24 protein-coding genes and 1 pseudogene are annotated in these 23,766 nt (G+C 37.6%); 9 read left to right on the plus strand and 16 right to left on the minus strand.

Translation table 11 applies throughout. From position 1 onward, the window contains the following. Positions 1 to 8: 8 nt before the first annotated feature. From yidC to E2R67_RS03650, 3 genes are all read left to right on the plus strand, one after another. Positions 9 to 1,667: a membrane protein insertase YidC gene (yidC, locus tag E2R67_RS03640; RefSeq protein ID WP_134289584.1), complete on the plus strand. Its 1,659-nt coding sequence runs from the start codon at positions 9 to 11 to the stop codon at positions 1,665 to 1,667. A gap of 115 nt (positions 1,668 to 1,782) precedes the next feature. Next, on the plus strand, positions 1,783 to 3,186 hold the full coding sequence (gene mnmE / locus E2R67_RS03645) for a tRNA uridine-5-carboxymethylaminomethyl(34) synthesis GTPase MnmE (protein ID WP_134289585.1): 1,404 nt from the start codon (positions 1,783 to 1,785) through the stop codon (positions 3,184 to 3,186). A gap of 297 nt (positions 3,187 to 3,483) precedes the next feature. Next, positions 3,484 to 4,407 carry a porin gene (locus E2R67_RS03650; RefSeq protein WP_134289586.1) on the plus strand — a complete coding sequence of 308 codons (924 nt, stop codon included), beginning with the start codon at positions 3,484 to 3,486 and terminating at the stop codon, positions 4,405 to 4,407. 170 nt (positions 4,408 to 4,577) lie between these two features. Here E2R67_RS03650 and E2R67_RS03655 read toward each other — a convergent pair whose 3' ends face one another. Then, positions 4,578 to 5,489: a TIGR01777 family oxidoreductase gene (locus tag E2R67_RS03655; protein ID WP_134289587.1), complete on the minus strand. Its 912-nt coding sequence runs from the start codon at positions 5,487 to 5,489 to the stop codon at positions 4,578 to 4,580. Positions 5,490 to 5,611: 122 nt separating this feature from the next. On the opposite strand from E2R67_RS03655, the gene E2R67_RS03660 reads away from it, so the two are divergent. The 3 genes from E2R67_RS03660 (at position 5,612) to glpX (ending at position 8,676) form a co-directional block, all read left to right on the plus strand. Then, positions 5,612 to 6,196 carry an anthranilate synthase component II gene (locus E2R67_RS03660; RefSeq protein WP_134289588.1) on the plus strand — a complete coding sequence of 195 codons (585 nt, stop codon included), beginning with the start codon at positions 5,612 to 5,614 and terminating at the stop codon, positions 6,194 to 6,196. A gap of 125 nt (positions 6,197 to 6,321) precedes the next feature. Further along, positions 6,322 to 7,539, plus strand: coding sequence for an aspartate aminotransferase family protein (locus tag E2R67_RS03665; RefSeq protein WP_134289589.1), 1,218 nt, complete (start codon positions 6,322 to 6,324; stop codon positions 7,537 to 7,539). A gap of 126 nt (positions 7,540 to 7,665) precedes the next feature. After that, positions 7,666 to 8,676 (plus strand): class II fructose-bisphosphatase, encoded by a 1,011-nt coding sequence (gene glpX, locus E2R67_RS03670; protein WP_134289590.1) that lies wholly within the window; start codon positions 7,666 to 7,668, stop codon positions 8,674 to 8,676. 240 nt (positions 8,677 to 8,916) lie between these two features. Here the strand turns inward: glpX and coaA are convergent, their stop codons facing one another. The 10 genes and pseudogenes from coaA to E2R67_RS03720 form a co-directional block, all read right to left on the minus strand. Continuing rightward, positions 8,917 to 9,879: a type I pantothenate kinase gene (gene coaA, locus E2R67_RS03675; RefSeq protein ID WP_134289591.1), complete on the minus strand. Its 963-nt coding sequence runs from the start codon at positions 9,877 to 9,879 to the stop codon at positions 8,917 to 8,919. After that, the gene (locus E2R67_RS03680; protein WP_445177028.1) at positions 9,872 to 10,528 is read right to left on the minus strand and encodes a uridine kinase; all 657 of its coding nucleotides are present in this window, start codon (positions 10,526 to 10,528) and stop codon (positions 9,872 to 9,874) included. The genes coaA and E2R67_RS03680 overlap by 8 nt, the downstream gene beginning before the upstream one ends. Positions 10,529 to 10,617: 89 nt before the next feature. Next, positions 10,618 to 11,226 (minus strand): thiol:disulfide interchange protein DsbA/DsbL, encoded by a 609-nt coding sequence (locus E2R67_RS03685; protein WP_134289593.1) that lies wholly within the window; start codon positions 11,224 to 11,226, stop codon positions 10,618 to 10,620. Positions 11,227 to 11,262: 36 nt separating this feature from the next. Then, positions 11,263 to 12,252: a serine/threonine protein kinase gene (locus E2R67_RS03690; protein ID WP_134289594.1), complete on the minus strand. Its 990-nt coding sequence runs from the start codon at positions 12,250 to 12,252 to the stop codon at positions 11,263 to 11,265. Positions 12,253 to 12,322: 70 nt separating this feature from the next. After that, positions 12,323 to 13,723, minus strand: coding sequence for a cytochrome c oxidase accessory protein CcoG (gene ccoG, locus E2R67_RS03695; protein ID WP_134289595.1), 1,401 nt, complete (start codon positions 13,721 to 13,723; stop codon positions 12,323 to 12,325). A 324-nt stretch (positions 13,724 to 14,047) separates the two neighbouring features. Continuing rightward, complete coding sequence (locus E2R67_RS03700) at positions 14,048 to 14,242, minus strand: DUF4250 domain-containing protein (protein ID WP_134289596.1); 195 nt, start codon at positions 14,240 to 14,242, stop codon at positions 14,048 to 14,050. A 27-nt stretch (positions 14,243 to 14,269) separates the two neighbouring features. After that, a complete protein-coding gene (locus E2R67_RS03705) occupies positions 14,270 to 14,533 on the minus strand; it encodes a YihD family protein (RefSeq protein ID WP_134289597.1) in 264 nt (87 codons plus the stop codon). 42 nt (positions 14,534 to 14,575) lie between these two features. Next, positions 14,576 to 14,701, minus strand: a pseudogene (locus tag E2R67_RS03710) (DUF1488 family protein); the annotation flags it as partial. A 108-nt stretch (positions 14,702 to 14,809) separates the two neighbouring features. Beyond that, on the minus strand, positions 14,810 to 15,628 hold the full coding sequence (gene aroE, locus E2R67_RS03715; RefSeq protein ID WP_134289599.1) for a shikimate dehydrogenase: 819 nt from the start codon (positions 15,626 to 15,628) through the stop codon (positions 14,810 to 14,812). A 94-nt stretch (positions 15,629 to 15,722) separates the two neighbouring features. Next, positions 15,723 to 16,604, minus strand: coding sequence for a LysR family transcriptional regulator (locus E2R67_RS03720; RefSeq protein WP_134289600.1), 882 nt, complete (start codon positions 16,602 to 16,604; stop codon positions 15,723 to 15,725). Between the two features lie 171 nt (positions 16,605 to 16,775). On the opposite strand from E2R67_RS03720, the gene E2R67_RS03725 reads away from it, so the two are divergent. Together E2R67_RS03725 and E2R67_RS03730 are read left to right on the plus strand one after the other, a co-directional pair. Continuing rightward, entirely contained in the window at positions 16,776 to 17,936 is a 1,161-nt protein-coding gene (locus tag E2R67_RS03725; protein WP_134289601.1) for an MFS transporter, read from the plus strand. Between the two features lie 205 nt (positions 17,937 to 18,141). Further along, positions 18,142 to 19,164: a class I SAM-dependent rRNA methyltransferase gene (locus tag E2R67_RS03730; RefSeq protein ID WP_134289602.1), complete on the plus strand. Its 1,023-nt coding sequence runs from the start codon at positions 18,142 to 18,144 to the stop codon at positions 19,162 to 19,164. Positions 19,165 to 19,212: 48 nt separating this feature from the next. On the opposite strand, the gene tsaC is transcribed toward E2R67_RS03730, so the two are convergent. The 5 genes from tsaC to E2R67_RS03755 all read right to left on the minus strand — a co-directional run bounded on the left by tsaC (position 19,213) and on the right by E2R67_RS03755 (position 23,107). Further along, positions 19,213 to 19,776 (minus strand): L-threonylcarbamoyladenylate synthase type 1 TsaC, encoded by a 564-nt coding sequence (tsaC, locus tag E2R67_RS03735; protein WP_134289603.1) that lies wholly within the window; start codon positions 19,774 to 19,776, stop codon positions 19,213 to 19,215. An 88-nt stretch (positions 19,777 to 19,864) separates the two neighbouring features. Then, positions 19,865 to 20,425 (minus strand): DNA topoisomerase family protein, encoded by a 561-nt coding sequence (locus E2R67_RS03740; protein WP_134289604.1) that lies wholly within the window; start codon positions 20,423 to 20,425, stop codon positions 19,865 to 19,867. Between the two features lies 1 nt (position 20,426). Continuing rightward, positions 20,427 to 20,900, minus strand: coding sequence for a Smg family protein (locus tag E2R67_RS03745; RefSeq protein WP_134289605.1), 474 nt, complete (start codon positions 20,898 to 20,900; stop codon positions 20,427 to 20,429). Between the two features lie 2 nt (positions 20,901 to 20,902). Further along, positions 20,903 to 21,952 (minus strand): DNA-processing protein DprA, encoded by a 1,050-nt coding sequence (gene dprA / locus E2R67_RS03750; protein WP_243836945.1) that lies wholly within the window; start codon positions 21,950 to 21,952, stop codon positions 20,903 to 20,905. 126 nt (positions 21,953 to 22,078) lie between these two features. Next, a complete protein-coding gene (locus tag E2R67_RS03755; RefSeq protein ID WP_166739306.1) occupies positions 22,079 to 23,107 on the minus strand; it encodes a LysM peptidoglycan-binding domain-containing protein in 1,029 nt (342 codons plus the stop codon). Positions 23,108 to 23,230: 123 nt separating this feature from the next. Between E2R67_RS03755 and def the strand changes: the two genes are divergently transcribed. Beyond that, entirely contained in the window at positions 23,231 to 23,743 is a 513-nt protein-coding gene (gene def / locus E2R67_RS03760; protein WP_134289608.1) for a peptide deformylase, read from the plus strand. Positions 23,744 to 23,766: the final 23 nt, after the last annotated feature.

The raw sequence follows: 23,766 nt of genomic DNA on the forward strand, positions 1-23,766 counted from the left end.
AATACGTTATGGAATCACAACGCAATTTACTTGTTCTCGCTCTCTTGTTTGTAAGCTTTTTGCTATATCAAGCATGGGTTGTTGAGAAAAACCCTCAGCCAGTTGCCACTGGGCAAACGACTGAACAAAGTACAACTACCCCATCAGTTCCATCAACGAGTAATCATAGTGCTGATGTACCTGCTTCTTCACAAGACGCATCTGTTCAAATTTCAGAACAATCACCAGTTGGTGATGTAGTTGTATTAGCGAATGATCAACTTCGTTTAGAAATTACTTTAATCGGTGGTGATATTATCGTTGCTGATTTATTACAACACGATGATGAATTAGATTCAGGTGTTCCATTCCGTTTATTATCAATTGATAACGAGTTTACCTATATTGCGCAAAGCGGTTTAATTGGTAAACAAGGACCGGATGCAAATCCAAAAGGGCGTCCTTACTATACGGTTGATAGTGCTGAAAATGTTATCTCTCAAGATGCAGATTCGGTTTCTGCTGCATTACGTTATGTAGACCAAGATGGTAACGTATTCATCAAAACATTTACCCTAAATCGTGGTGAATATAATGTCCATGTAGATTACACCATTGAAAATAACACAAACAGTGAAATCAATGTTCAATTATATGGTCAGCTAAAAGAGTCACTACAAGATCATTCAACAAACTTAATGATGCCTGTTTATCGTGGTGGTGCTTACTCAACAACTGATACTAAATACAGCAAATACAAATACGATGAAATGTCTGAGCGTAACCTAAACAAACCAACTGAAGGCGGTTGGGTTGCAATGTTACAACATTATTTTGTTTCGGCTTGGGTACCTGCGCCAAATGATAATAATGTACTTTACAGTAACATCATTCAAAACAAAGATGCGGCGATTGGTTTTAAATCTCCTATTAAAACCATTGCTCCTCAAACAACAGAAGAGTTTGATACTAACCTTTGGATTGGCCCTAAACTTCAAAAGCAAATGGCTGAAGTTGGTGCACACTTAGACTTAACTGTGGATTACGGTTGGTTATGGTGGCTTGCACAACCATTATTTAAATTACTATTATTCTTCCAAGGTATTGTAGGTAACTGGGGTGTTGCAATCATCTTAATTACGTTCACTATTAAAGGTCTTTTATACCCACTGACTAAAGCACAATATACGTCGATGGCTAAAATGCGTTTACTACAACCTAAGATCAAAGCATTACGTGACCGTTACGGTGATGACCGTCAAAAAGTATCAAAAGCAATGATGGAAATGTACAAGAAAGAGAAAGTAAACCCACTAGGCGGTTGTTTCCCAATTTTATTACAAATGCCAATATTCATCGCTTTATACTGGTCACTAATGGAAGCAGTACAGTTACGTCACGCACCATTTATGTTGTGGATCCAAGATTTATCGGTACAAGACCCGTTCTACATCCTACCTATCTTGATGGGTGTGAGCATGTTCTTTATCCAGAAAATGTCTCCAACAACAGTGCAAGACCCAATGCAGCAGAAAATTATGCAATTTATGCCACTTGTATTTACTTTCTTCTTCTTATGGTTCCCAGCGGGTCTAGTACTTTACTGGTTAATGAGTAACGTAGTGACATTAACGCAACAAAAAATTATTTATCGTCAGTTTGAAAAGCAACATCCAAGCGACAAGTAATATTTTAAAATAAGTAGCATTGTAAATAATTAGCAAAAAGCTATTATTTAGTAATCAACAAAAGGCGACTATAATAGTCGCCTTTTTTATTGGCTTCACTTTTTAGGAACAGAACATGATTAAAGCTACAGATACTATTGTTGCACAAGCCACTGCACCAGGAAGAGGTGGAGTCGGTATTGTGCGAGTTTCTGGACCCGATGCAGAAGCGGTTGCACAAATAGTCTTGGGTAAAATCCCTAAAGTACGTTATGCGGAATATCTTCCTTTTTACGATCAAAACCAACAGGTATTAGATCAAGGCATTGCTTTATTATTTAAAGGGCCAAACTCCTTTACTGGTGAAGATGTTTTAGAGCTACAAGGTCACGGTGGTCCTGTGGTGATGGATATGTTAATTAAAGCTATCTTAACCATTAAAAATCTGCGAAGCGCTAATCCTGGCGAGTTCTCAGAGCGTGCATTTATGAATGACAAACTCGATTTAGCACAAGCAGAAGCAATTGCCGACTTAATTGAAGCAAGTTCAGAGCAAGCAGCTAAAAGCGCCTTAAATTCATTGCAGGGCGAATTTTCAAACAAAGTAAATGAGTTAGTTGAAAGCTTAATTCATTTACGCATTTATGTTGAAGCATCTATCGATTTCCCCGAGGAAGAAGTAGATTTTTTAAGCGATGGAAAAATCGCGAATGATTTATACCAAATCATCGACAACCTAAACGCAGTTAAAGCACAAGCTACGCAAGGTGCAATATTACGTGATGGCATGAAAGTAGTGATTGCGGGGCGTCCTAATGCAGGTAAATCAAGCCTATTGAATTCTCTCGTGGGTAAAGAAAGCGCTATCGTGACTGATATTGCGGGAACAACAAGAGACGTGATGCGTGAACATATTCATATAGACGGCATGCCCTTACATATTATCGATACCGCTGGTTTACGTGAAGGTGCTGACGAAGTTGAGCGAATAGGCATTGAGCGCGCATGGGCTGAAATTCGTAACGCCGACCGCATTTTATTTATGTTGGATGCAACCACAACGGATGCCCAAGACCCACGTGAAATTTGGCCTGATTTTATAGATAAATTACCTGAAAATGTAGGCCTAACCGTGGTCAGAAATAAAGCTGATTTAACGGGAGAATCACTCTCAATCACAGAGGTAAATGACTCTGAAAACAGTTCTGATCACAATGATGAAAACAAGCATCCTGTGTATCGAATTTCTGCAAAAACAGGTTTAGGTGTAGAGCAATTAAAGCAGCACCTTAAAGATATTATGGGTTATCAAGGAAATACAGAAGGCGGATTTATGGCAAGACGACGCCATTTAGAAGCGATTGATAACGCAGAAGCGCACCTATTAGAAGGAAAAGTGCAATTAGAAGATTACAAAGCTGGAGAATTATTAGCCGAAGAGTTACGTTTGACGCAACAGTATTTAAGCGAAATTACAGGTGAATTTACTTCTGATGATTTGTTAGGGCGCATCTTTTCTAGTTTTTGTATCGGAAAATAATGCCGTATGTTATTGTTTGTAAAGTGATTTTAAATTAATTTTAGTTTGGTTCTATTTTTATGGAACTTTTTGTGATTAGATAATTAACGATATCAATTATCAACAGTTAAGCAGTGAAATCAAAACTTTGAGCTAGATCTACTTTTGTGAAACATATCACTTTTGTAATATTTATATCATATAAGGCATCTAGACTTGTTTTGTAAACAACAGTAAGCTGTTTTAGCGTTACATCGCGTTACAACATAAAAATTATAAATTAATATACTTATTTTAAATAAACGGACGGACGAAAACATGAAAAAGACATTATTAGCATCAGCTATCTTAGCGAGCCTAGTTTCAGTATCTGCACAAGCAGCGACAGTATATGACGCAGATGGTCAAACTTTAAAAATTAGTGGTGACATCGATGTGACTGCATATTTTGATGACCAAGGTGATGGAACAACTTCTTCTGACAGCTCTACATACGGAAGCATCAATATTTTCGGAACAACTGCTGTTTCTGACACTACAACTGCTTATGCAGAATTCGAAATCGATACAGATGGTTATGAATCTAATAGTGCGACAGAGGCGACTGGTCAGTTTGCAATAGATGAACTAGTTGTTGGTTTAGATACAGCTTACGGTGATTTCTCTTTTGGTGGCGTTAGCTCTGCATTAGGTCAAGTTACTGACTTTACTGATGTGGGTAATGAGTTCGGTGGTAGTTTAGAAACTCTTGGTGGTAGCGGCGCAACTGGTTTTGCATACGCAAACACATTCGGTGGCGTTTCTGTAAATGCTGAATATATTGCTTCTTCAGATGAAGATGCTGATTCAATCGGTGTTTCTGCAGTTTACTCTCTAGACTTTGGCTTAGATATCGGTGCAGGATATGTTGTAGTTGATGAAGATAGCGAAATTCAATTCGGTTTAGGTTATTCTGTTGATGCTCTATATGTTGGTTTTGGATATGAAGCGGGTGAAGAAGGCGGTGTAGACTTTACTACTATGGAACTTGCTGTTACGTATGGTGTTAGCGATGACCTAACATTAATGGCATTCTACGGTATGGGCGATACTGATGATGCTGATACACTAGATTACTATGCGCTTGAAGCAAGCTACTCTTTAGCTAGCAATGTAACAGCTAGTGCAGGCTTCACTGCTGATAACCTAGATACTGCTACAGTTGATAACCAGTTATACACTCAAATCTCTTACGATTTCTAATTAACCCACCTTGTTAAAAGGTTTGTTTAATTAAAACGTTTGAATTAAAAATCCCGACTTAGGTCGGGATTTTTGTTTTTAAAGCTTAACAATAAGTTGTTTATTCAAATACCTAAACGCTAATTCACTTCTTTTTACACTCTTTTCTCTATAACAATATTGATAAACCCTTACGCTAATTGTTGCTTCAAGCTTTTTTCTAATGATGCATATTCAAATTTAAATCCAGCTTGTAATAATTTGGTGGGTTGAACGTGTGTGCTTGAAAGTAATAACTCTTCACCCATTTGTGCAAAAATTAGTTTTACAACTGGGGCAGGTAATGGAAATAAACAAGGTCGCTTTAACACCTTAGCTAAGGTGCTTGAAAAGGTTTGGTTACTCACCGCAACGGGCGAAACTAAGTTGATAGGGCCGGTTAACTGCTGTTCTTTGATAATAAATAGAATGGCATTCAATTCATCTTGTAAATCAATCCAACTCATCATTTGCTTGCCTGAACCAATTCTACCGCCTACTCCCATTTTAAAAGGCGTCAACATTTTAGCCAAAGCCCCGCCCTTTTTATTTAACACAATCCCTGTGCGTAAATTCACAACACGCGTATTCGGCTGTTTAACTTGTTGGCTTACACGTTCCCATTTTTCAGCTAGCTGACTGACAAAGTGATTGCCTACTGGCGAAGCTTCATCAACGGTTTGTTGCCCTTTGTCGCCATAAAACCCAATGGCAGAAGCACAAATAAATAAACTAGGCGGTGTTTTGCTGCTGTTAATGTGATCCACTAAAAGCTGTGTTGAATGAATACGGCTATCAACAATTTTTTGTTTTACTGCTTTTGTCCAACGTGATGCACCAATATTTAAACCCGCTAAATGAATAATAATATCAGGCTCAGGTGCGCCATTAAGGTGTATCTCTTGTTGTTCAATATTCCAATAGGGGGCTGTTTTACTCGGCGTTCGCTGTAAAAGGTGAACTGTATAACCGCGACCACTTAAAAACGGTGCTAATGCACTACCAATTAATCCCGATGCTCCGGTTATTAATACATTTTTTTTTGAATGTACTTGTTCAGTCATGTGTCACCGCCTAATGCTTTTGTGCCAGCTTTTATTTTAGTTCTTCATGTTGAAGACTCTTAGGTATAAATACGTTACTAATGTTAAAATGGATCTTTATGTTGTAGAGGTGCCTCTGACCCATGCTGTTAATGATTGATAATTACGACTCGTTTACTTATAACTTAGTTCAGTACTTTGGTGAATTAAAGCAACAAGTCATCATTAAACGTAATGACCAAATTAACTTGCAAGAAATTGCTGATTTAAAGCCCGATCATATTGTGATTTCTCCTGGTCCTTGTACGCCTAATGAGGCAGGCGTGTCCTTAGAAGCAATTGAACGCTTTGCCGGTGAAATCCCTATCTTAGGGGTTTGTTTAGGGCATCAAAGCATTGCGCAAGTGTTTGGTGGGGAAGTGATACGAGCAGAAAAAGTGATGCATGGTAAAAACTCATTAATTGAACATGATAATTTAGGCGTTTTTGCTGGATTAAATAATCCATTAGATGTGACGCGTTACCACAGTTTAATTGTAAAAGAAGCTAGTTTACCTAGCTGTTTTGATATCTCAGCCAAAGTTATTAGTAGCGGCGAGATAATGGGAATTCGTCATAAAGAGTTATTTGTAGAAGGGGTGCAATTTCATCCAGAAAGCATACGATCGCAACAAGGATTAATGTTACTTGATAATTTTCTTAAGCAAGCTATTGGATTGTCAAAATAAGTGCGTATATTAGCCTTTTAGTTGATGTGTTTATTCAATATGTTTTAATCGCATAATAAATACATTAAAAATCGAATTAGATTTACTTTTTATAACTTATTTTCAACCTATTAAAGGAACTTGTTATGTCAAACTCTCACATCACCCGTCCGCTATTTGATCAAGTTATGGTGCCAAATTACGCACCACTAGAAATGATCCCTGTGCGCGGTGAAGGTTCTCGAGTGTGGGATCAAGCAGATAATGAGTATATCGATTTAACGGGTGGTATCGCGGTTAACGCGTTAGGGCATGCCAATCCTGAATTAATAGAGGCGCTAACAGAACAAGCCAAAAAAGTATGGCATGTCAGTAATATCTACACCAATGAGCCAGCGTTAAGTTTAGCTAAGAAGTTAGTGGATAATACCTTCGCAGAGAAAGTGTTTTTTGCCAATTCTGGTGCAGAAGCGAATGAAGCGGCTTTAAAACTTGCTCGTCGTGTTGCATTTGATCAATACGGTGAAGATAAAACAGAAATCATCGCTTTTTATCAAGGTTTTCATGGCCGTACCTTTTTTACGGTAACTGCTGGTGGCCAAACAACTTATTCTGATGGATTTGGCCCGAAACCTGCAGGCATAACCCATCTAGCATATAATGACTTGGCTGCCTTTGAAAAAGCAATTTCAGACAAAACCTGTGCAGTGATTTTAGAGCCTTTACAAGGTGAAGGTGGCGTATTACCTATTGAACCAGCTTTTGCACAAAAGGTGAGAGCATTATGCGATAAGCACAACGCATTAATGATATTTGACGAAGTGCAAACGGGAATGGGCAGAACAGGTCAATTATTTGCTTATATGGGCTTAGGAGTGACGCCTGACATTGTAACGTCTGCAAAAGCATTAGGCTCTGGTTTCCCTATTTCGGCTATGTTAACTAAAGATTGTTTTGCTAAACATCTTATACCTGGAACGCATGGGACGACTTTTGGTGGTAATCCTCTTGCATGCGCAGTTGCGGGTAAAGCTTTTGATATGATTAACAATCAAACGCTGTTGGAAGGTGTTATTCATAAAGGGCAGTTAATACGTCAACATTTAACAGCGATTAACGAAGAATTTTCAGTCTTTAAAGAAGTGCGTGGTGCTGGGTTATTGATAGGTGCAGTATTAAATGAGCAATATCAAGATCAAGCTAAAGCTTTCTTTTTAGAATCAGCAAAACAAGGTTTATTAGTCTTAGTCGCCGGTGCGAATGTTATTCGTTTTGCGCCTGCTTTAAATATTCCTGATCAGCTAATAGAAGACGCAATGAATAAATTTAAACAAGCAGTCAAAAACACAGTGGCTGCATTTTAAAAGTAATTAGAAGAACATTAAAAACAAAGTAAACCCTTTTATAGGCTTATACGTTTTAATTAAATGTTTAACAGTATAAAAAGAGCACTTTGTTTCACTTAGATTTAAAAATTAGGAGCTCATAAGATGAGACGCGAACTAGCAATAGAATTTTCTCGAGTAACGGAAGCAGCGGCATTAGCTGGATACAAATGGCTTGGCCGAGGTGATAAAAATACTGCCGATGGTGCAGCTGTAGAAGCAATGCGCCTTATATTTAACCAAATTGATATCGATGGTGAAATCGTTATTGGTGAAGGTGAAATTGATGAAGCACCCATGTTATATATTGGTGAACATGTTGGTACAGGAAAGGGTGATAAAGTGGATATCGCCGTTGATCCTATTGAAGGTACACGTATGACTGCAATGGGTCAGTCAAATGCATTAGCTGTATTAGCAGTAGGTGAAAAGGGCAGTTTTTTACGCGCACCTGATATGTATATGGAAAAATTGATAGTAGGCCCTAATGCAAAAGATTCAATTGATTTGGAGCTTTCTTTAGAGCAAAACTTAAAAGCTGTTGCATTAGCGTTAGGTAAATCACTTTCTGAGTTAACTGTTGCAACATTAGCAAAACCTCGTCATGATCGTATTATTAAAGATATGCAAGGTTTAGGTGTTCGCGTATTCGCCATTCCTGATGGCGATGTTGCTATCTCTGTATTAGCTTGTATGCCTGATAACCAAGTTGATGTTTTATACTGTATCGGTGGTGCACCTGAAGGTGTTATTTCAGCCGCGGTTGTTCGTGCATTAGATGGCAATATGCAAGCTCGTTTAATTCCTCGCCCAATGGTTAAAGAGCCAACGGAAGAAAACATCCGTATCGGTGAAGAAGAAACAGCTCGCTGTAAAGCCGCTGGTATTGAAGTAAATAAAGTACTTAAACTTGAAGATTTAGTGAAAAACGATAACGTTATGTTTTCTGCAACAGGTATTACTAAGGGTGACTTAGTTGAAGGCGTTTCTGTTGATGGACGTTTAGCGACAACTGAAACCTTATTAGTGCGTGGTAAGTCTCGTACAGTGCGTCGTATTCGTTCTACGCATTACTTAGATAGAAAACATCAAAGCCTAAAAGACATCATCCTGTAATACCAATTGTATTAAATAACTGATCTAAATTTTGCGCAGGAAAAATAGCTTAGTTTGAGGCGTAAGTTGATGTAAATGGTTGTTCCCTTTACGAAACTTACAACGAAAAAATAAGTTATTTTAACAAGTAACATAGATCAGTTACTTACTATGATTGGTATAAATCGAAGTTGAATTTTCAGACAATAAAAAAGACGCATTAAGCGTCTTTTTTGTTATGTGCATAGAGTATTGGAGAAATTACTTTCTTAACTTCACGCAACTCACCTGGTGATTAGTGGATTTCTTTAAGATTAAATTCGCACGGTCACGTGTTGGTCTAATATTTTCTTGCAAATTAATACCATTGATTTCATCCCAAATTTTAGACGCTATCTCAACGGCTTCTCGTTTGCTCATTTTAGAGTAACCGTGGAAATAAGAATTCGGATCGGTAAAAGCGCCCTCTCTAAACTTCAAGAATCGTTGAATATACCAAGTTTTAAGTAAGTCGGTTTCTGCATCTACAAAGATAGAGAAATCAACAAAATCAGACACGTAAACACGATGCGCTTGATTAGGTTCATTGAGTGCTGTTTGCAATACATTCAAGCCTTCCAAAATAACAATATCTGGCTGCTCTACTTGCAGCGTTTGATCTGGAATGATGTCATAGGTTAAATGTGAGTAGATAGGCGCTGACACGCTCTTTTTGCCTGATTTAATAGCAGACACAAACTCAATCAAAGCTTTGGTATTAAAACTCTCTGGAAAGCCTTTTTTATGCATTAAGTTACGCGCAACCAATTCTTGGTTGGGGTGTAAAAAACCATCGGTTGTCACTAATGCAACCTTTGGATGTTCTGGCCAACGGGATAATAACGCCTGCAAAATACGCGCAGAAGTACTTTTACCCACAGCCACGCTGCCAGCGATACCTATGATATAAGGGACTTTGTCATTATGTGCATTAAGAAATTTATCTCGTACAGTATGACGATACTGGCGTGCACCAACGTATAAATTCAATAGGCGAGAAAGTGGTAAATAAATATCAACCACTTCTTCCATTGATAAAGATTCGTTAATGCCTTGAAGTTGCTTTATATCGTCTTCTGAGAGCGTTAATTTCACATTATCACGCAACTCAGACCATTGGTTGCGTTCAAAATGCATATAAGCGTTATGGATGTTTTGTTGAAAAAACGAAGCGTTATTATTCATCCGTTGTAGGTTCTGCTTCGAGATAAATTGATCGACTATTACCAATCGGATCATCCGCATAAAGGTGGTATTGACCTGCGGGCTTAATCAACATCTCAAATAAATTAACCAGCGCTTCCTGTGATTCTTCTACGTTGACGCTTTCGCTTAACTTTTTAAAAGCTTTATCGAAATTACTTTTTACCCAACAGCTGTAATCATAAAGATCTAAATAAGCTTCTTGGATAAGGTAAACACCTTCAATAAGAATAATATCGATATTCTCAAAATCATAATCAACACGTCGAGGTGATTCTGAATCGGCTAAATCAACAGATGTTTTGATGCTACCAAATAATTTTAATGGCAGTACAAGCTGTTCAAACATTTCATCAAAACGATAAGCATTTAGATAGTATTCTTCAGGGCTATTCATTATGTTAAAACGTATGCTTTTACATGCTTCCCAGTCATCCGTATGGATAACCGCGACATTTAAGCCTTCAAGTTTTAAAGCCGCTGCAATTTTTTCGGTTAACTCGCGTTTACCACTTCCCTCAATCCCACTGATCGCAACAACTTGCGCTTTAGTCGAATCTTTATTGTTATGCAGGTCTTTAATCGCACTTTTCATTTGTGCGGCATTATTAAACATGGTTTTCACGTTCATCTCCCTATCTCGATGAGGGCTATTATGCCATAAAAACAAAAAAGCCACCAAGGTGACTTTTTTATTTTAATGAGATAGTTGTTTAGTTTTTAGTCAGTTTTTTTAGTTAAAAACGAAACTAATGCAGTAAATTCTTCGGTGCTTCTAATTGAACCAGTATTTACTTTATATTTTCCGTTAATAATCAGTGTTGGTACACCACGGATATTAAATCTTTCGGTGTTACGTCTCATTTGAGATGCGAGACCATTTGCAGGGAAACTTTGTAATGCATTGGTTGCATCTTTATTTTCTACACCGGCTTTTGCAAAAATATCTAAGATATCTTGCTCGCTTGTAATTAATTTACGTTGAGTATGAATTTCATCAAAAATGATTTTAGCGACTTCATCTTCTACTTTTAAGATTTTTGCAGCAGCGTACGCTTGAGTAATTTTAGGACCCATGTTTTGACCTAAAAAGTTAACATGGTTCTTTTTAATTTCAACGCTTGAATCTAAATCTTTTTCAAGCAGCCCCATTAAAGGTTCAAATGCAAAACAATGTGGGCAGTAAAAAGAGAAAAACTCCATTACTTCTGGTTTATCTGTCGCAGTACGGCTGATCACATCGTAGTGAGTGCCTTCTTTAAAGTCTGCAGCGTTAACGCTTAACGGCAATAAACATAACCCGATTAATAGAGTAAAAAGCTTTTTCATTATTGGTTCCTTTATTTTCATTTTATTATTATTAAATTAATACTGTGGTTGGAGAGTAAGGGGTGCTTCATCGAGTAGCATTAATTGTTGCTGAAGCGATTGTAACAACTCTTTCCAATATTGGTCAGTCGTAAACCATGGAAAGTTCCTTGAAAATGCAGGATCTGACCAACGGCTGTTGATCCAGTTCACATAATTGATTATACGCATGGTGCGTAAACTTTCAATCTCGCTTAACTGGCGTGTGTCGAAGTCGTGCTCTTCTTGGTAACCTTCTAAAATCATTGATAATTGTAATTGCTGGTCGGTTTTATCACCATTTAACAGCATCCAAATATCTTGAACAGCAGGGCCCATTTTACAGTCATCAAAATCAACCCAATAAGGTTGTTCATCTTTTAATAGAATATTGCTTGCATGTGCATCACCATGAATAGCGATCATTGGAAGTGTTTGTTTATTAAGATGGCTAATTTTGTTTTCAATGTTAGCAATGGTTTCTAGCAAAGGTGTTTTGATTGTTGTGGGTATATAAACACAATTCATTAAACCATTTGCAGCCTGTTGAATGGTTTCTATTACATCAAGCGCAGGGCGATATTTGAATTGATGTTTTTCACCAACTTTATGTAATTGCCCTAGTGCGATACCTACATCATATAAGCTATCAATATTATCTACCGCCAATGAGCGAGCAGAAAGATTATTGAATAAGGCAAAATAATAACCCGCAAAACTATGTAATGTTTTACCTTCAAAAGCAATCGGTGCTGAAAGGTTTAAACCAGCTGAGAGTAAGCGTTCACTAAATTGATGATCTTCTAATAACTGTTGTTCATTCCAACGTTCAGGGCGATAAAACTTAACCACATAACGCATTTGCTGCTCATCAACGAATGAATACACTCTATTTTCGTAAGAATTTAAAGCTAAGAGTCCTGTTTCAGGATAGATACCAATACTCGCTAATGCGTCTAACTGGCATTCTGGTGTCAGGCTTTGATAGGTTAAATTCGCGTTGACCATTGTTTTTCTCCAATAAAAAAGGCGCTGAGGAATATCTCGAAAGCGCCTTTATAGAGTTTGATATTAATGATTAGAGGTTAAGAAAGAAAGAAGTATCTTGCTCAATCACTTCACCGTCGTTTACATTGGTTAGCTTGATAGTGATCGTGACTTTTTTCGCTTTAATATCATAAGGGTCAACAGCAATTGAAATTGGTTGAGTAAATATTTCACCCGTTGTTAGGCTAATGGTTTCTGGGCCAATTAACACCGCTTCATCTAAGCCGGTAAAGCTAATCTTATATTGCTGAGTTTCAACAGTTTTGTTTAATACTTTTAGAGTGTAAGTATTTTCAATTAACCCATCTACATTTTCTCTATACAGCGCTGATCTATCGCGTACGATTTCCATTTCAACCTTGGCTAATGTTGCAAAATTAGCGATGAATAATCCCATCATAAGCAATAGCATCAAGCCATAACCGACAATCTTAGGACGTAATACTTTTGTTTCTTTACCTTCTAATTTTTGTTCTGAAGTATAAGAAATTAATCCTCGCGGATAACCCATTTTATCCATGGTTTCATCACAAGCATCAACACAAGCACCACAGTTAATACATTCGTATTGAAGACCATCGCGAATATCGATACCAGAAGGACAAACTTGCACACACAAGTCACAGTCAACACAGTCACCTAGATCTGTTTCAGAACGATCTAGTTTACGAGAACGAGGGCCACGTGCTTCACCGCGTGTTGCATCATAACCAACGCTGTAAGTATTTTTATCGAACATGGCTGATTGGAAGCGAGAATAAGGGCACATATGGATACAGAAAATTGAACGCATCCAGCCTGCATTGGCATAAGTTGAACCAGCAAAAATCGCAATCATTAACAACACTAACATGCTGCTTTGACCCGTGAAAAAGTCGATGTAAAGTTTATCCACAGGAACAAAGTAAGAACAAAATGCTAATGCGGTTAATAAAGAAACGATGAGCCAACTTGTGTGTTTGGCTGTTTTTCGCCACAGTTTATTAAAGTCCCATGGCATTTGATCGAGTCGTTTACGTTTATTAGCAGACCCTTCAAAACGCTCTTCAAACCAAATAAAGATAAACGTCCAAACTGTTTGTGGACAAGTATAACCACACCAAACGCGACCTAAATAAGTGGTAAAAAAGAATAATGCAAAAGCGGCAATGATAAAGGTCCACGCAAGCAAGGTTAAATCTTGAGGGAAAAGAGTCATGTTAAATAAGTGAAATTGCTGTTTATCAATATCAAATAAAACGGCTTGCGCACCATTCCAGCGAAGTAGCGGTAATCCAACAAAGAATAAAATTAATCCCCAACCCGTTAACTTACGAATTTTCTGAAAAAAACCATAAGCAGCACGTACATAAATTCGATTACTTGGATTAAAACGATCGGCACTCTCTTTGTGAGTTGTCTTGATCTCTTTTATTTTGATTTGTTGAGTCATCTTTAACTCCTAATATGGATAATCTCGCGATTATAAAGGAATTATTAAGGAATAAATGTAATCAATAAAACAAAAATACCTGTTCATTTTTTAACTGATACTCGATATCATTTGTATTTGTGTGGTTTTTGATTTGTTTGCAATAAAAACAATGTGTTACGTGTTTATGTTTCCGAGTTTTACTTGTTTTTTTAGAAATAAAAAAGTTAAATTTTTTTAACGTTTTTTAGAGTAGAGTGGAAATAATGTGATGGTTTGCTTTGTTTTTAATGCCTCTGGTTAAAAAGAGCGACAAATGATGACTTGCCACTCTCTTGGTCATGTTTATTCATCTTGTTTAAATTGATTTTGCGTTGCATCGTAATGTAAGTGGTTTGTGTTAAATCGCTCTATTAGTGCTTGTTCGTCAATTTGATACGTGATGCAAAAGTCTTGAAGAGACTCTTTTTCATTGCGTAATTTCATATTAACAATGCTTAATAACATATTAATATCCATGGTTTTATAGCTTTCTAACATAAACTGACCTCGCTTCAATTTAAAGTTTTAAAGTAATCCGCGCGCTTTTAATAATGCGGTTTGAAAATCGTCTTCACAATCTTTTGCAATACCAGGAATCATTGCGTCTTTTTCTGTCTGATCCATTTTTAAATGATAAATAATAACTTCGTCAGTTAATTCAGTCACAGGTTTATCAAACCCTGATTCTTTAGCAATTTGATTTAATATTTCTAATAAGCCTAAATCTTTATTTTTTAACCAATAAGGCTTAATAAGCTCTAAAATTTCATTGATGCGATGTTCTTGCATATTTATCTCCTATTCACTCTTCTTGTTTGCTATCTGTTTTATTTAAAGTGGCAATAGGTAAACCTTACCATCTTCACTAAATGCTTGATCGTTAATCATTTGTTCTGCGATATCTTCTATATCAAAGCGAGAAGACTCAAATACCCCCAATATTTCGGTGTCACTAGTATCTTGTGATTCCGCGCTTTTATCATTGAGTTATATCGTTCATTGTCTGAAAATAAAATGGCTTGATTCATAGTTAACTCTTTGGAAAATACCGCGCCCCTAAAAAGGTTAACCGGCCAAGTTATGACGTAATTCATTTAATACTTGTTTCGCACCAGGTTTTACACCACGCCAAATAGCAAAACTTTCAGCGGCTTGTCCTACTAACATACCTAATCCATCAATGGTTAAGCGCGCACCACTTTCTTTTGCCCAAGCATTGAATGCGGTGGTCTCTGCGTTATATGTCATATCGTAAATGGCCGTTTCTGGTGTGAATAATGAGCTTGGAATATTAGGAAGACTGCCGTGTAAACCCGCTGAAGTTGAGTTGATAATTACATCAAAAGGGCCCGTTAATTGATCAAACTCGACGGCATTCACATTGCCGAGCTGTTCAAAAATAGAAGCTAGGGTTTGTGCTTTTTCAAAGGTACGATTGGCAATGGTAAGTTGCGCAGGTTTTTCTGCTAATAGAGAGCTACACACTCCACGTGCAGCACCACCAGCGCCTAACAAGAGAATACGTGCGTTAGCTAAATCGACATGGTTATTTTTTAAATCTAAAACCAGTCCTGCACCATCGGTGTTATCACCAATAATTAAACCATCGTCGGTTTTCTTTAATGTATTAACAGCTCCAGCTAAACGCGCTCGGTCAGTTAATGATTGTGCGAACTGGAAAGCTTCTTCTTTAAATGGTGCTGTAATATTGCAGCCCTTTGCGCCTTGCTCAAAGAAAGCTTGAACGGCTTCTTTGAAACCATCGACGGGAGCTTCAATAATCCCATAGCTCATAGGCTGTTGAGTTTGGTTGGCAAATAAAGTGTGAATAAATGGCGATTTACTATGTTTGATGGGATTGCCAAAAACAGCGTACTGATCCATGTGAGCTCCAATTTCAATAAATTTAGTAAGGATAATTTACCATGTCATAGTGATTCAGGGTATCTATAGCAGCGATTTTTCTAGGAAACCGTTTTTATAATGATAACTTTGGTTGTATAAAATCGATAAAAGCTGAAATTCGTTTAGCAATCGCTGAGGATTTGTAATAAACCGCATTAATCCTTTCCCTATCGTTATTAAGTAATCTCTCATGATCCAATAGCTTAACTAATAATCCTGCATCAATATCTTTTTTAACCATAAAAGCCGATAAACAAGCAATACCATTACCTGCTAATGCTAATTGTCGAACGGCTTCACCATTGCTCGAGGTAATGCTAGGTTGAATTGTTGAAAACCCTTTTAATGGCCATTGGTTAAGCGTTTTTGCTCCAGATAAACCAATCAAATCATGCTCTGATAATTGAGCAGTGCTTACTGGAACTCCTCGTCTAGCGAGGTAATTTGGAGATGCGACAATGTGTAATGGGCTTTTACCTAAAAGGCGAGCGTGTAATGTTGAATCCTCTAATCGGCCAATACGGATCGCTAGGTCAGTTTTTTTCTCTAATAAATCAACAATGCCTTCGTTGGAGGTGAGCGCTAATGTAATGTCTGGGTAGGCTTCTTTAAAAGGCTGTATCAAGGGGACTAATTGATGGAAGACAAAAGGGCTCGCAGCATCGATCCTTAAATGCCCCTTTGGTAATTCACCACGAGAGACAAGCTCTTCCTCTGCTTTGTGCAGTTGCGATAGACCATCCCGAATGGTTTCAATAAATAACTGCCCTTCATTGGTAACTTCAATACGACGCGTTGTGCGATTTAAAATGGAGACGCCTAATTGGCTTTCTACTTTACTTACTGAGCGAGAAACTCGTGCGACTTGTATGTTAAGCGCTTCAGCTGCGGCAGAAAACCCTCCATTATCAACAACTGCTAATAATATGGCTAAATCATCGGAACGTGTTTGCATTGAGTTTCCCTTATTTTCACACTGGCATTTATATATTTGTAGTTATAACAAAAGAAATTTGTAATAAACACTGTTTTTGTCAACAACGATGCTGAGCATAATACTTGAAACATTAGCAACGACACTCAGGTGTGTCATTGATATAGCCAACAATAAAAGAGAGAAAAAATTATGCCATTAGCTTTATATGCTTTGATGTTAAGCGCTTTTGCAATAGGGACCACGGAGTTTGTGATTGTCGGATTAATTCCCACCATGGCAATAGACTTACAAGTATCTTTGCCTTCTGCTGGGTTACTCGTTAGCTTGTATGCATTGGGTGTTGCCGTTGGTGCCCCAGTGCTAACTGCTTTAACGGGAAAATGGAACCGTAAATATGTATTGCTATCAGTGATGGCTTTATTTGTTATTGGTAACTTACTTGCGTGGCAAGCACCCGGCTATAGTAGTCTAGTGGTCGCGCGGATTATGACAGGGTTAGCTCATGGCGTATTCTTTTCTATAGGTTCAACCATTGCAACAGGGTTAGTAAGCAAAGAAAAAGCAGCTAGTGCAATCGCTATCATGTTTACAGGCTTAACTGTTGCGTTAGTGACTGGCGTTCCTTTAGGTACTTACATTGGCCAACACTTTGGCTGGCAAGCAACGTTTTTAACTGTTGCATTATTGGGGGTTATTGCTTTGATTGGTAGTCTCTTATTAGTGCCAAATGATTTACAACAACCGAAGGCAGCTAAATTATTTGCGCAGGTTAAAGTATTAACTGAACCTAGGTTGTTATTAGTCTATGCCATTACCGCGTTAGGTTACGGTGGTACTTTCACTGCGTTTACATTTTTAGCGTCGATATTAGAGGAAGTTTCAGGTTTTAAACCTAGTGCAATTAGCTTAGTGATGTTGGTATATGGTGTTTCAGTTGCCTTCGGTAATATTTTGGGCGGAAAAATGGCAGATAAAATGGGACCAATCAAAGCGTTAACTCTTATTTTTACTGGACTGATTGCCGTATTAGTTATGTTTACTTATACCGCACCGCATCCGATAACGGCAGTATTAACTATCTTAATATGGGGCGCGTTTGCTTTTGGTAGTGTTCCTGGCTTGCAAGTTTATGTGGTTAAATTAGCAGAAAAATATACACCGCATGCCGTTGATGTTGCTTCTGGTTTAAATATCGCGGCGTTTAATGTCGGTATTGCGCTTGGTGCATGGACAGGTGGATTGATTGTTTCTGAATTTGGTTTGATGAATACACCTTGGGTTGGCGCTTTAATTGTTTTTATTGCTTTAATCTTAACGCGCTTAAGTGGCATTTTAGATAATAAATCATAAGGGGCTGTTTGCTTATTAACTCATTTTTAAAAAGAAGCGCATAACCCTGAGCTTTCGTAAAAAAGCCCAATGAACTAAAAAACCAAGCTATTTATAAATAGCTTGGTTTTTGTTTTGTTAACTGATGTGGTTTGGTATTATAGCGCTTCATTATCTGGCATTAGTCTTTGCTGAATAGCTGTTTCTCTTTTATGAGTTTTTGATTATGCCAATAACTGCTTTATTAATCAGTGCGTTAACAAAACGTGCCGATCTTATTAATCCTTTAATTAACCCTTCTGCTGATATAGCAAAGACAGATTGTTTTCGTGTCTTTCACGGTACCGTTGAAGGTGTGAATGGATTGAATATTGATCGTTATGGTGATGCTTGGTTGATTCAAACCTTTCATGAAACGCTCAGCGAAACAGAATTAAATTCAATCAGTGATGTATTGGTGGATTTATTTGATTTACCCATTGTGTATAACGATCGGTCTAACAAGAATTCGCGCATTATTAATCAACTTGAACTAACTGCGGAAACATATTCACAGTCAGAACAAGTTATTTCTGAAAACGGTATTTTATTTACAAGTAAATTACGCCATGAAGGGCAAGACCCATTATTGTTTTTAGATATGCGCGTGGGCCGTGAATTTGTTAAAGCTAACAGTCATAAAAAAAGCGTATTAAATCTATTTTCATATACTTGCGGTATCGGAACGGCAGCCGCTGTGGGTGGTGCTAAACGTGTTGTGAATGTGGACTTTTCATCGTTTGCGTTAGCTGCGGGTAGAAAAAATGCTGAATTAAACGGTGTAGAATCGGTTTGTCAGTTTATCCAAAGTGATGCTTTCCCAGCACTTCGCCAATTAGCAGGTTTAAAAGTCGCAAGCCGCGGTAATAAAAAATTGCCGAGTTATCCTAAAATGTCAGCTTCGCAGTTTGATTTAGTTTTTTTAGATCCGCCTCGTTTTGCTAAAAGTGCTTTTGGTACTGTGGATTTAGTGAATGACTATCAGAGTTTATTTAAACCTGCTTTATTAACGACTAAGTCTGGTGGCATGATTGTTTGCTGCAATAATGTGGCTAAGGTAGATAAAGAAGCTTGGTTTAATAGCTTAGTGCGTTGTGTTGAAAAACAAGGGCGTTCAGTGAGTGCTGTTGAATGGTTAGATTGCCATCAAGACTTTCCTTCTTTTGACGATAATCATCCTTTAAAAATAGTAGTATTAACCATTGCATAATGAGCTTGCAACAAGAGTCTAAAGTAAATGCTTACTGCAGCTAAACGCTTAGCGTAATCGTTCGCCAGTCAACGCAAGGTGAATCTGTGATGGGTTAGCTAATCCAGCAACGGGTTCATTGATCACGTAATCTAATAAATCATTGCCAACAAACATCTGCTCAACTTGCTCTGCTGTGATGCAAGCGTCTAAACCTGATAAATTTGCGCTGGTGGATATAATCGGTTTATTGAACTCATTACATAATGCTTGCACAACGGGGTGATCACTCACTCGCACCGCAACACTATCAAAATCTCCACTAATTAATTTAGAAAGACTTTCCTGTGCAGGTACCACCCAAGTAAAAGGGCCCGGCCATGTTTTTTTCACGTTGTTAAGTAAGGTTTCATTCAGTGTTGAAAAATCAGCGTAAGCCTCTAGTTGTTCAATATTTGAAGCAATTAAAATGAGCCCTTTATGTGCTGGGCGTTGTTTTAAATCGAGAATCTTTTGAATCGCGAGATCGGAGTCTGGATCACAACCAAGACCAAAAACAGATTCAGTAGGGTAAGCAATAACGCCTTCGGTTTGTAATGCATTAAGGGCATCAGAAAGATTGTAATGAGTCATTGGAAATCAACTTTAAAATTATATGTTCAGTGGGTTACAGTTTAATTTGAATTGTATCAATTGATAGGCAATTGCCCTTTGCTCGAAATTATAGCGGTTTACTTCGGTAACCACAGCTTTTTTTAGGGCATATTAAGCGCAATGCGGTATTGGTTTTTCGTTCAACCATAATCGGCCAATCACATTCAGGGCAAGGCTCGTTAACAGGTTTATCATTAACTGCATATTTACAAGCTGGATAGTTATCACAGGCATAAAAAGTTTTACCAAAGCGCGATTGGCGTTGAATTAAATGGCCATTTTTACAGCTTGGACAAGCAATGCTTTGCTCTTTTTCTGGATTTTCTTGTGGTTTGTTTTGTTCTGAAAGCTGTGCGGTATGCTCGCAGTTTGGGTAATCACTACAGCCAATAAATAGACCAAAGCGACCTTGTTTTAATACCAACTCATTTTTACAAAGTGGGCAACTACTGCCTGTTAATACTTTTTTTACTTCACTTTTTTCATGCAGTGGACGTAAATAATCGCATTCAGGGTAAGCGCTACAACCTAAAAAAGGGCCTTGTTTACCATTTCTAATATGTAACGGAGAAGCACACTTGGGGCAAGCTTCTGTTACTTTTTCATGGTGAGTATCTAAGTTGGCCATTTTAGTGGATTAACCCTTCCTCAAAATCCATTAACATGGATTCTAATTGTAAAAATGCATCATCACTAACGGGATCATTAAATAGCACCATTAGGATTAACCATTTCAAATCTTCTAATAATAATTCTGCGCTGTCTAATGACATCACACAATCAATCACCATTTCACGAGTATGAGTGGTTAATATTTTTGCGTCTTCTAGGTAGCTAATATATGAGCGACATTCCACCGATATTTGGCGTTGTTCTATTTTGCTGTAAATACGGTGTGATGTTTTTTGTTCAGCAGACGTTTTGCTTTCAGGGTCTTGGTTATGCATATTCGCTAGCTTGTCTAACCATTCTAGCGCTTTAGTAATGTCAGTTTTTTGAAAGCCTTCTTGGATCAATTCATCGGTAACCTCTTGTGTATCAAGCTCCATCGTTTGATCAACTTGGATATAACTTTCAAAGAGATACATGATAATTTCGAACATAACTAACCTTCTAACTTAATATAACCTTGCGGTTGGGCGATGATTATACCATTTATCTCTAATTCTATTAACTCATTTTGTAAGGTCACCACATCCAAACCACTACGCGCTAAAATGGTATCAAAACTAGTGAGGTGGTAATCAATCATATCTAACAAAAAATGTTTATTTTTAGTGGGTTTATGCTGTTTTTGATGTATCGCTTCGCTAATGTTTAATTCTGGATATTCAGTAATAATATCATTAGCATCCAACACTAATTTCGCGCCTTGCTGGATCAGCTTTAAACAACCGCAGGCTTGTGGGTTATCCACCGAACCGGGTAATGCAAAGACATCGCGATTTTGCTCTAAAGCATAACGTGCAGTGATCAATGAACCACTTCTTAAAGAGGCCTCAATCACTAAGGTGCCAATACTTAATCCTGAAATAATACGATTACGTCTTGGAAAGTTGCTCGGATAAGCAGGCGCGTTTGGCCAAAATTCAGATAATAATAATCCCTTTTCTCGTATCTCAGAAGCTATCTTAACGTGTCGTCTCGGGTAAATATTGTTTAAGCCAGTCCCTAGAACCGCAATTGTTGAACCACTTCCTTTTAAAGCGCCTTGATGTGCCATGCCATCAACACCAATCGCCAATCCACTGGTAACAGTGAATCCGGCTTGTGCAAGATGTTTGCCTAAATCATGAGCTTTTTGTTGTCCATAGGGAGTACAACTTCGGCTACCCACGATGGCGATTTGTGATGCTTCAAGTCGGCTTAAATCTCCCTGTGCATACAACAATAAAGGAGGGCTAGTAATTTGTTTTAATAACGCAGGATAACGTGGATCGCCATAACTGATAATATGATTATCCGCTGCACTTTCTTGCCACTCTAAGCAATGTGTTATGTGTGTTGAATTGGGGGCGAGGAAAGCATTAATTTGCTCTGGTTTAAGTTTGTGCTTTGCTAGTTGTTCTGCGTTAAGGCTAAATAGTTGTTCAATGCTGTAGTGCGATAGCAAAGTAAAAATTTTACGTTTCTGCAATGAAGGGATCGCATCCAAAGCAATCCAATAATAAAGATCGCTCTGTGATGGTGTGTTATTGGATTCGGAATCAAATAGATTATGCTGAATAATAACCTCTCTTAATGAAAAAGCATTTAAGCTCCCTTTGCATTTAATGGCGCTTTATTGCTTCTTCAATCCACCTTGTATTTTATTTTCCACTCGCATTGCTTGTTTTGCATGTAACACCACTGCAACGCTGACTTTTTCATAAACGTTAATCACCATTAACTCGCCAATAACCTCACCTCTTAATTGATTGGGTTGAGAGATTAAAACTGAAAAAACAGAGCCTAATTTTAATTGCTCTCGTTTACCCTTATCAATTATGACAACATCCCATTGTGCAGCTTCTGTTTGGTTATCTTTAACAGCGAGTATATGTCCTTTCACATTGTGGGAGACAAGTCGGGGGACGAGATTGTTAAACACGTTTTCATATTCAGTAATAGGTGCAATTAAATCACCTTCTCGCGCTTCCTTAGTGCTTTTAATGAAACGGTGCGATGTTACTTTCTGTCCCAAATGTACTTTTGGATTATTTGTCTCCAGTAATACTTTTGAATAACCAATAAATAGTAGTTCAGTGCCTAATGCTTCGCCAGTGAGCAAGTCTTTAAAAGTACTTCCTAAACGATAAACACCATATCTTTGATCTTGCTTGAACTGCCCTGCAGCATAAAAAATATCACCTTCGATAAATCGAGTTTTTGTAGGGGTCATATTCACTAATCTAGGCATTGCTTGTAGTTGCTCTGGGTTAACAATTAGGTTGCCAGATACAAAATCCGCAAAGCTAGTGGTAGGAATGATTGAAATAGGATTTACCTTCTCTTGCAGTCTTGCATCTGGAGATAGCTTAATCTTTCGCTTGTAAGCTAATTGAGGTTCGTCTTTTATCCAGTGCAGAGTTAATTGATCTCCGGGATAAATTAAATGAGGACTTTGTGTCGATTGATTTATTTGAGTTAGATTTTTCCATAGTTTGGGCCATAACATTGGGTTATCTAATAAGTTGGCAGAAAGCTGCCATAACGTATCTCCTTCTTTTACAATGTAAGTTCGAGGTGATTTAGTTTCCAGCTCTTGCGCTTTAAGTGTTAATGACAACGCAATACCAGTGACAAATAACAGCATGAGTTTGTATTTCATTGCTCGCATTACCTTATTGTTCGTCAACCCAGTTAATAAATATAAGTAATAAAACTGTTTTTTGTAAAAGGAAATGACTAGAATTACCCTTCTTTAAAATATTAACCATGAGCTAAGAATATTATGCCAATACTTGACGTTTTACATTTTCCAGATGACCGTTTAAGAACAGTCGCTAAACCAGTTGAAGAAATCACACCAGAGATCAAGAAGTTAGTCGCTGATATGATCGAAACTATGTATGACGAAAATGGTGTTGGCTTAGCGGCAACACAGGTAAACGTACATCAACGCATCGTAGTTATTGATGTTTCTGATACGCGTGATCAACCAATGGCTTTAATTAACCCAACGATTGTTGATACATCGGGTGTAGAAATCTCCGAAGAAGGTTGTTTATCTGTTCCAGATACTAATGCAGAAGTTGAGCGTGCTGAATTTGTGACATTCGAATATTTAGATTTGGATGGCGAAAAACAAGTGATAGAAGCTGACGGTTTATTAGCGGTTTGTATTCAACACGAATTAGATCATTTAAAAGGTAAGCTGTTTATCGATTACTTATCGTCGTTAAAACAAAAGCGTATTAAAACCAAGTTAGAAAAACTAAAGCGTCAAAATAAAAAATTCGCATAAACCTTTGCTTTCAAATTTTTTAT

Source organism: Psychromonas algicola (genome assembly GCF_004378355.1).
In the GTDB taxonomy this organism is placed as follows: Bacteria; Pseudomonadota; Gammaproteobacteria; order Enterobacterales; family Psychromonadaceae; genus Psychromonas.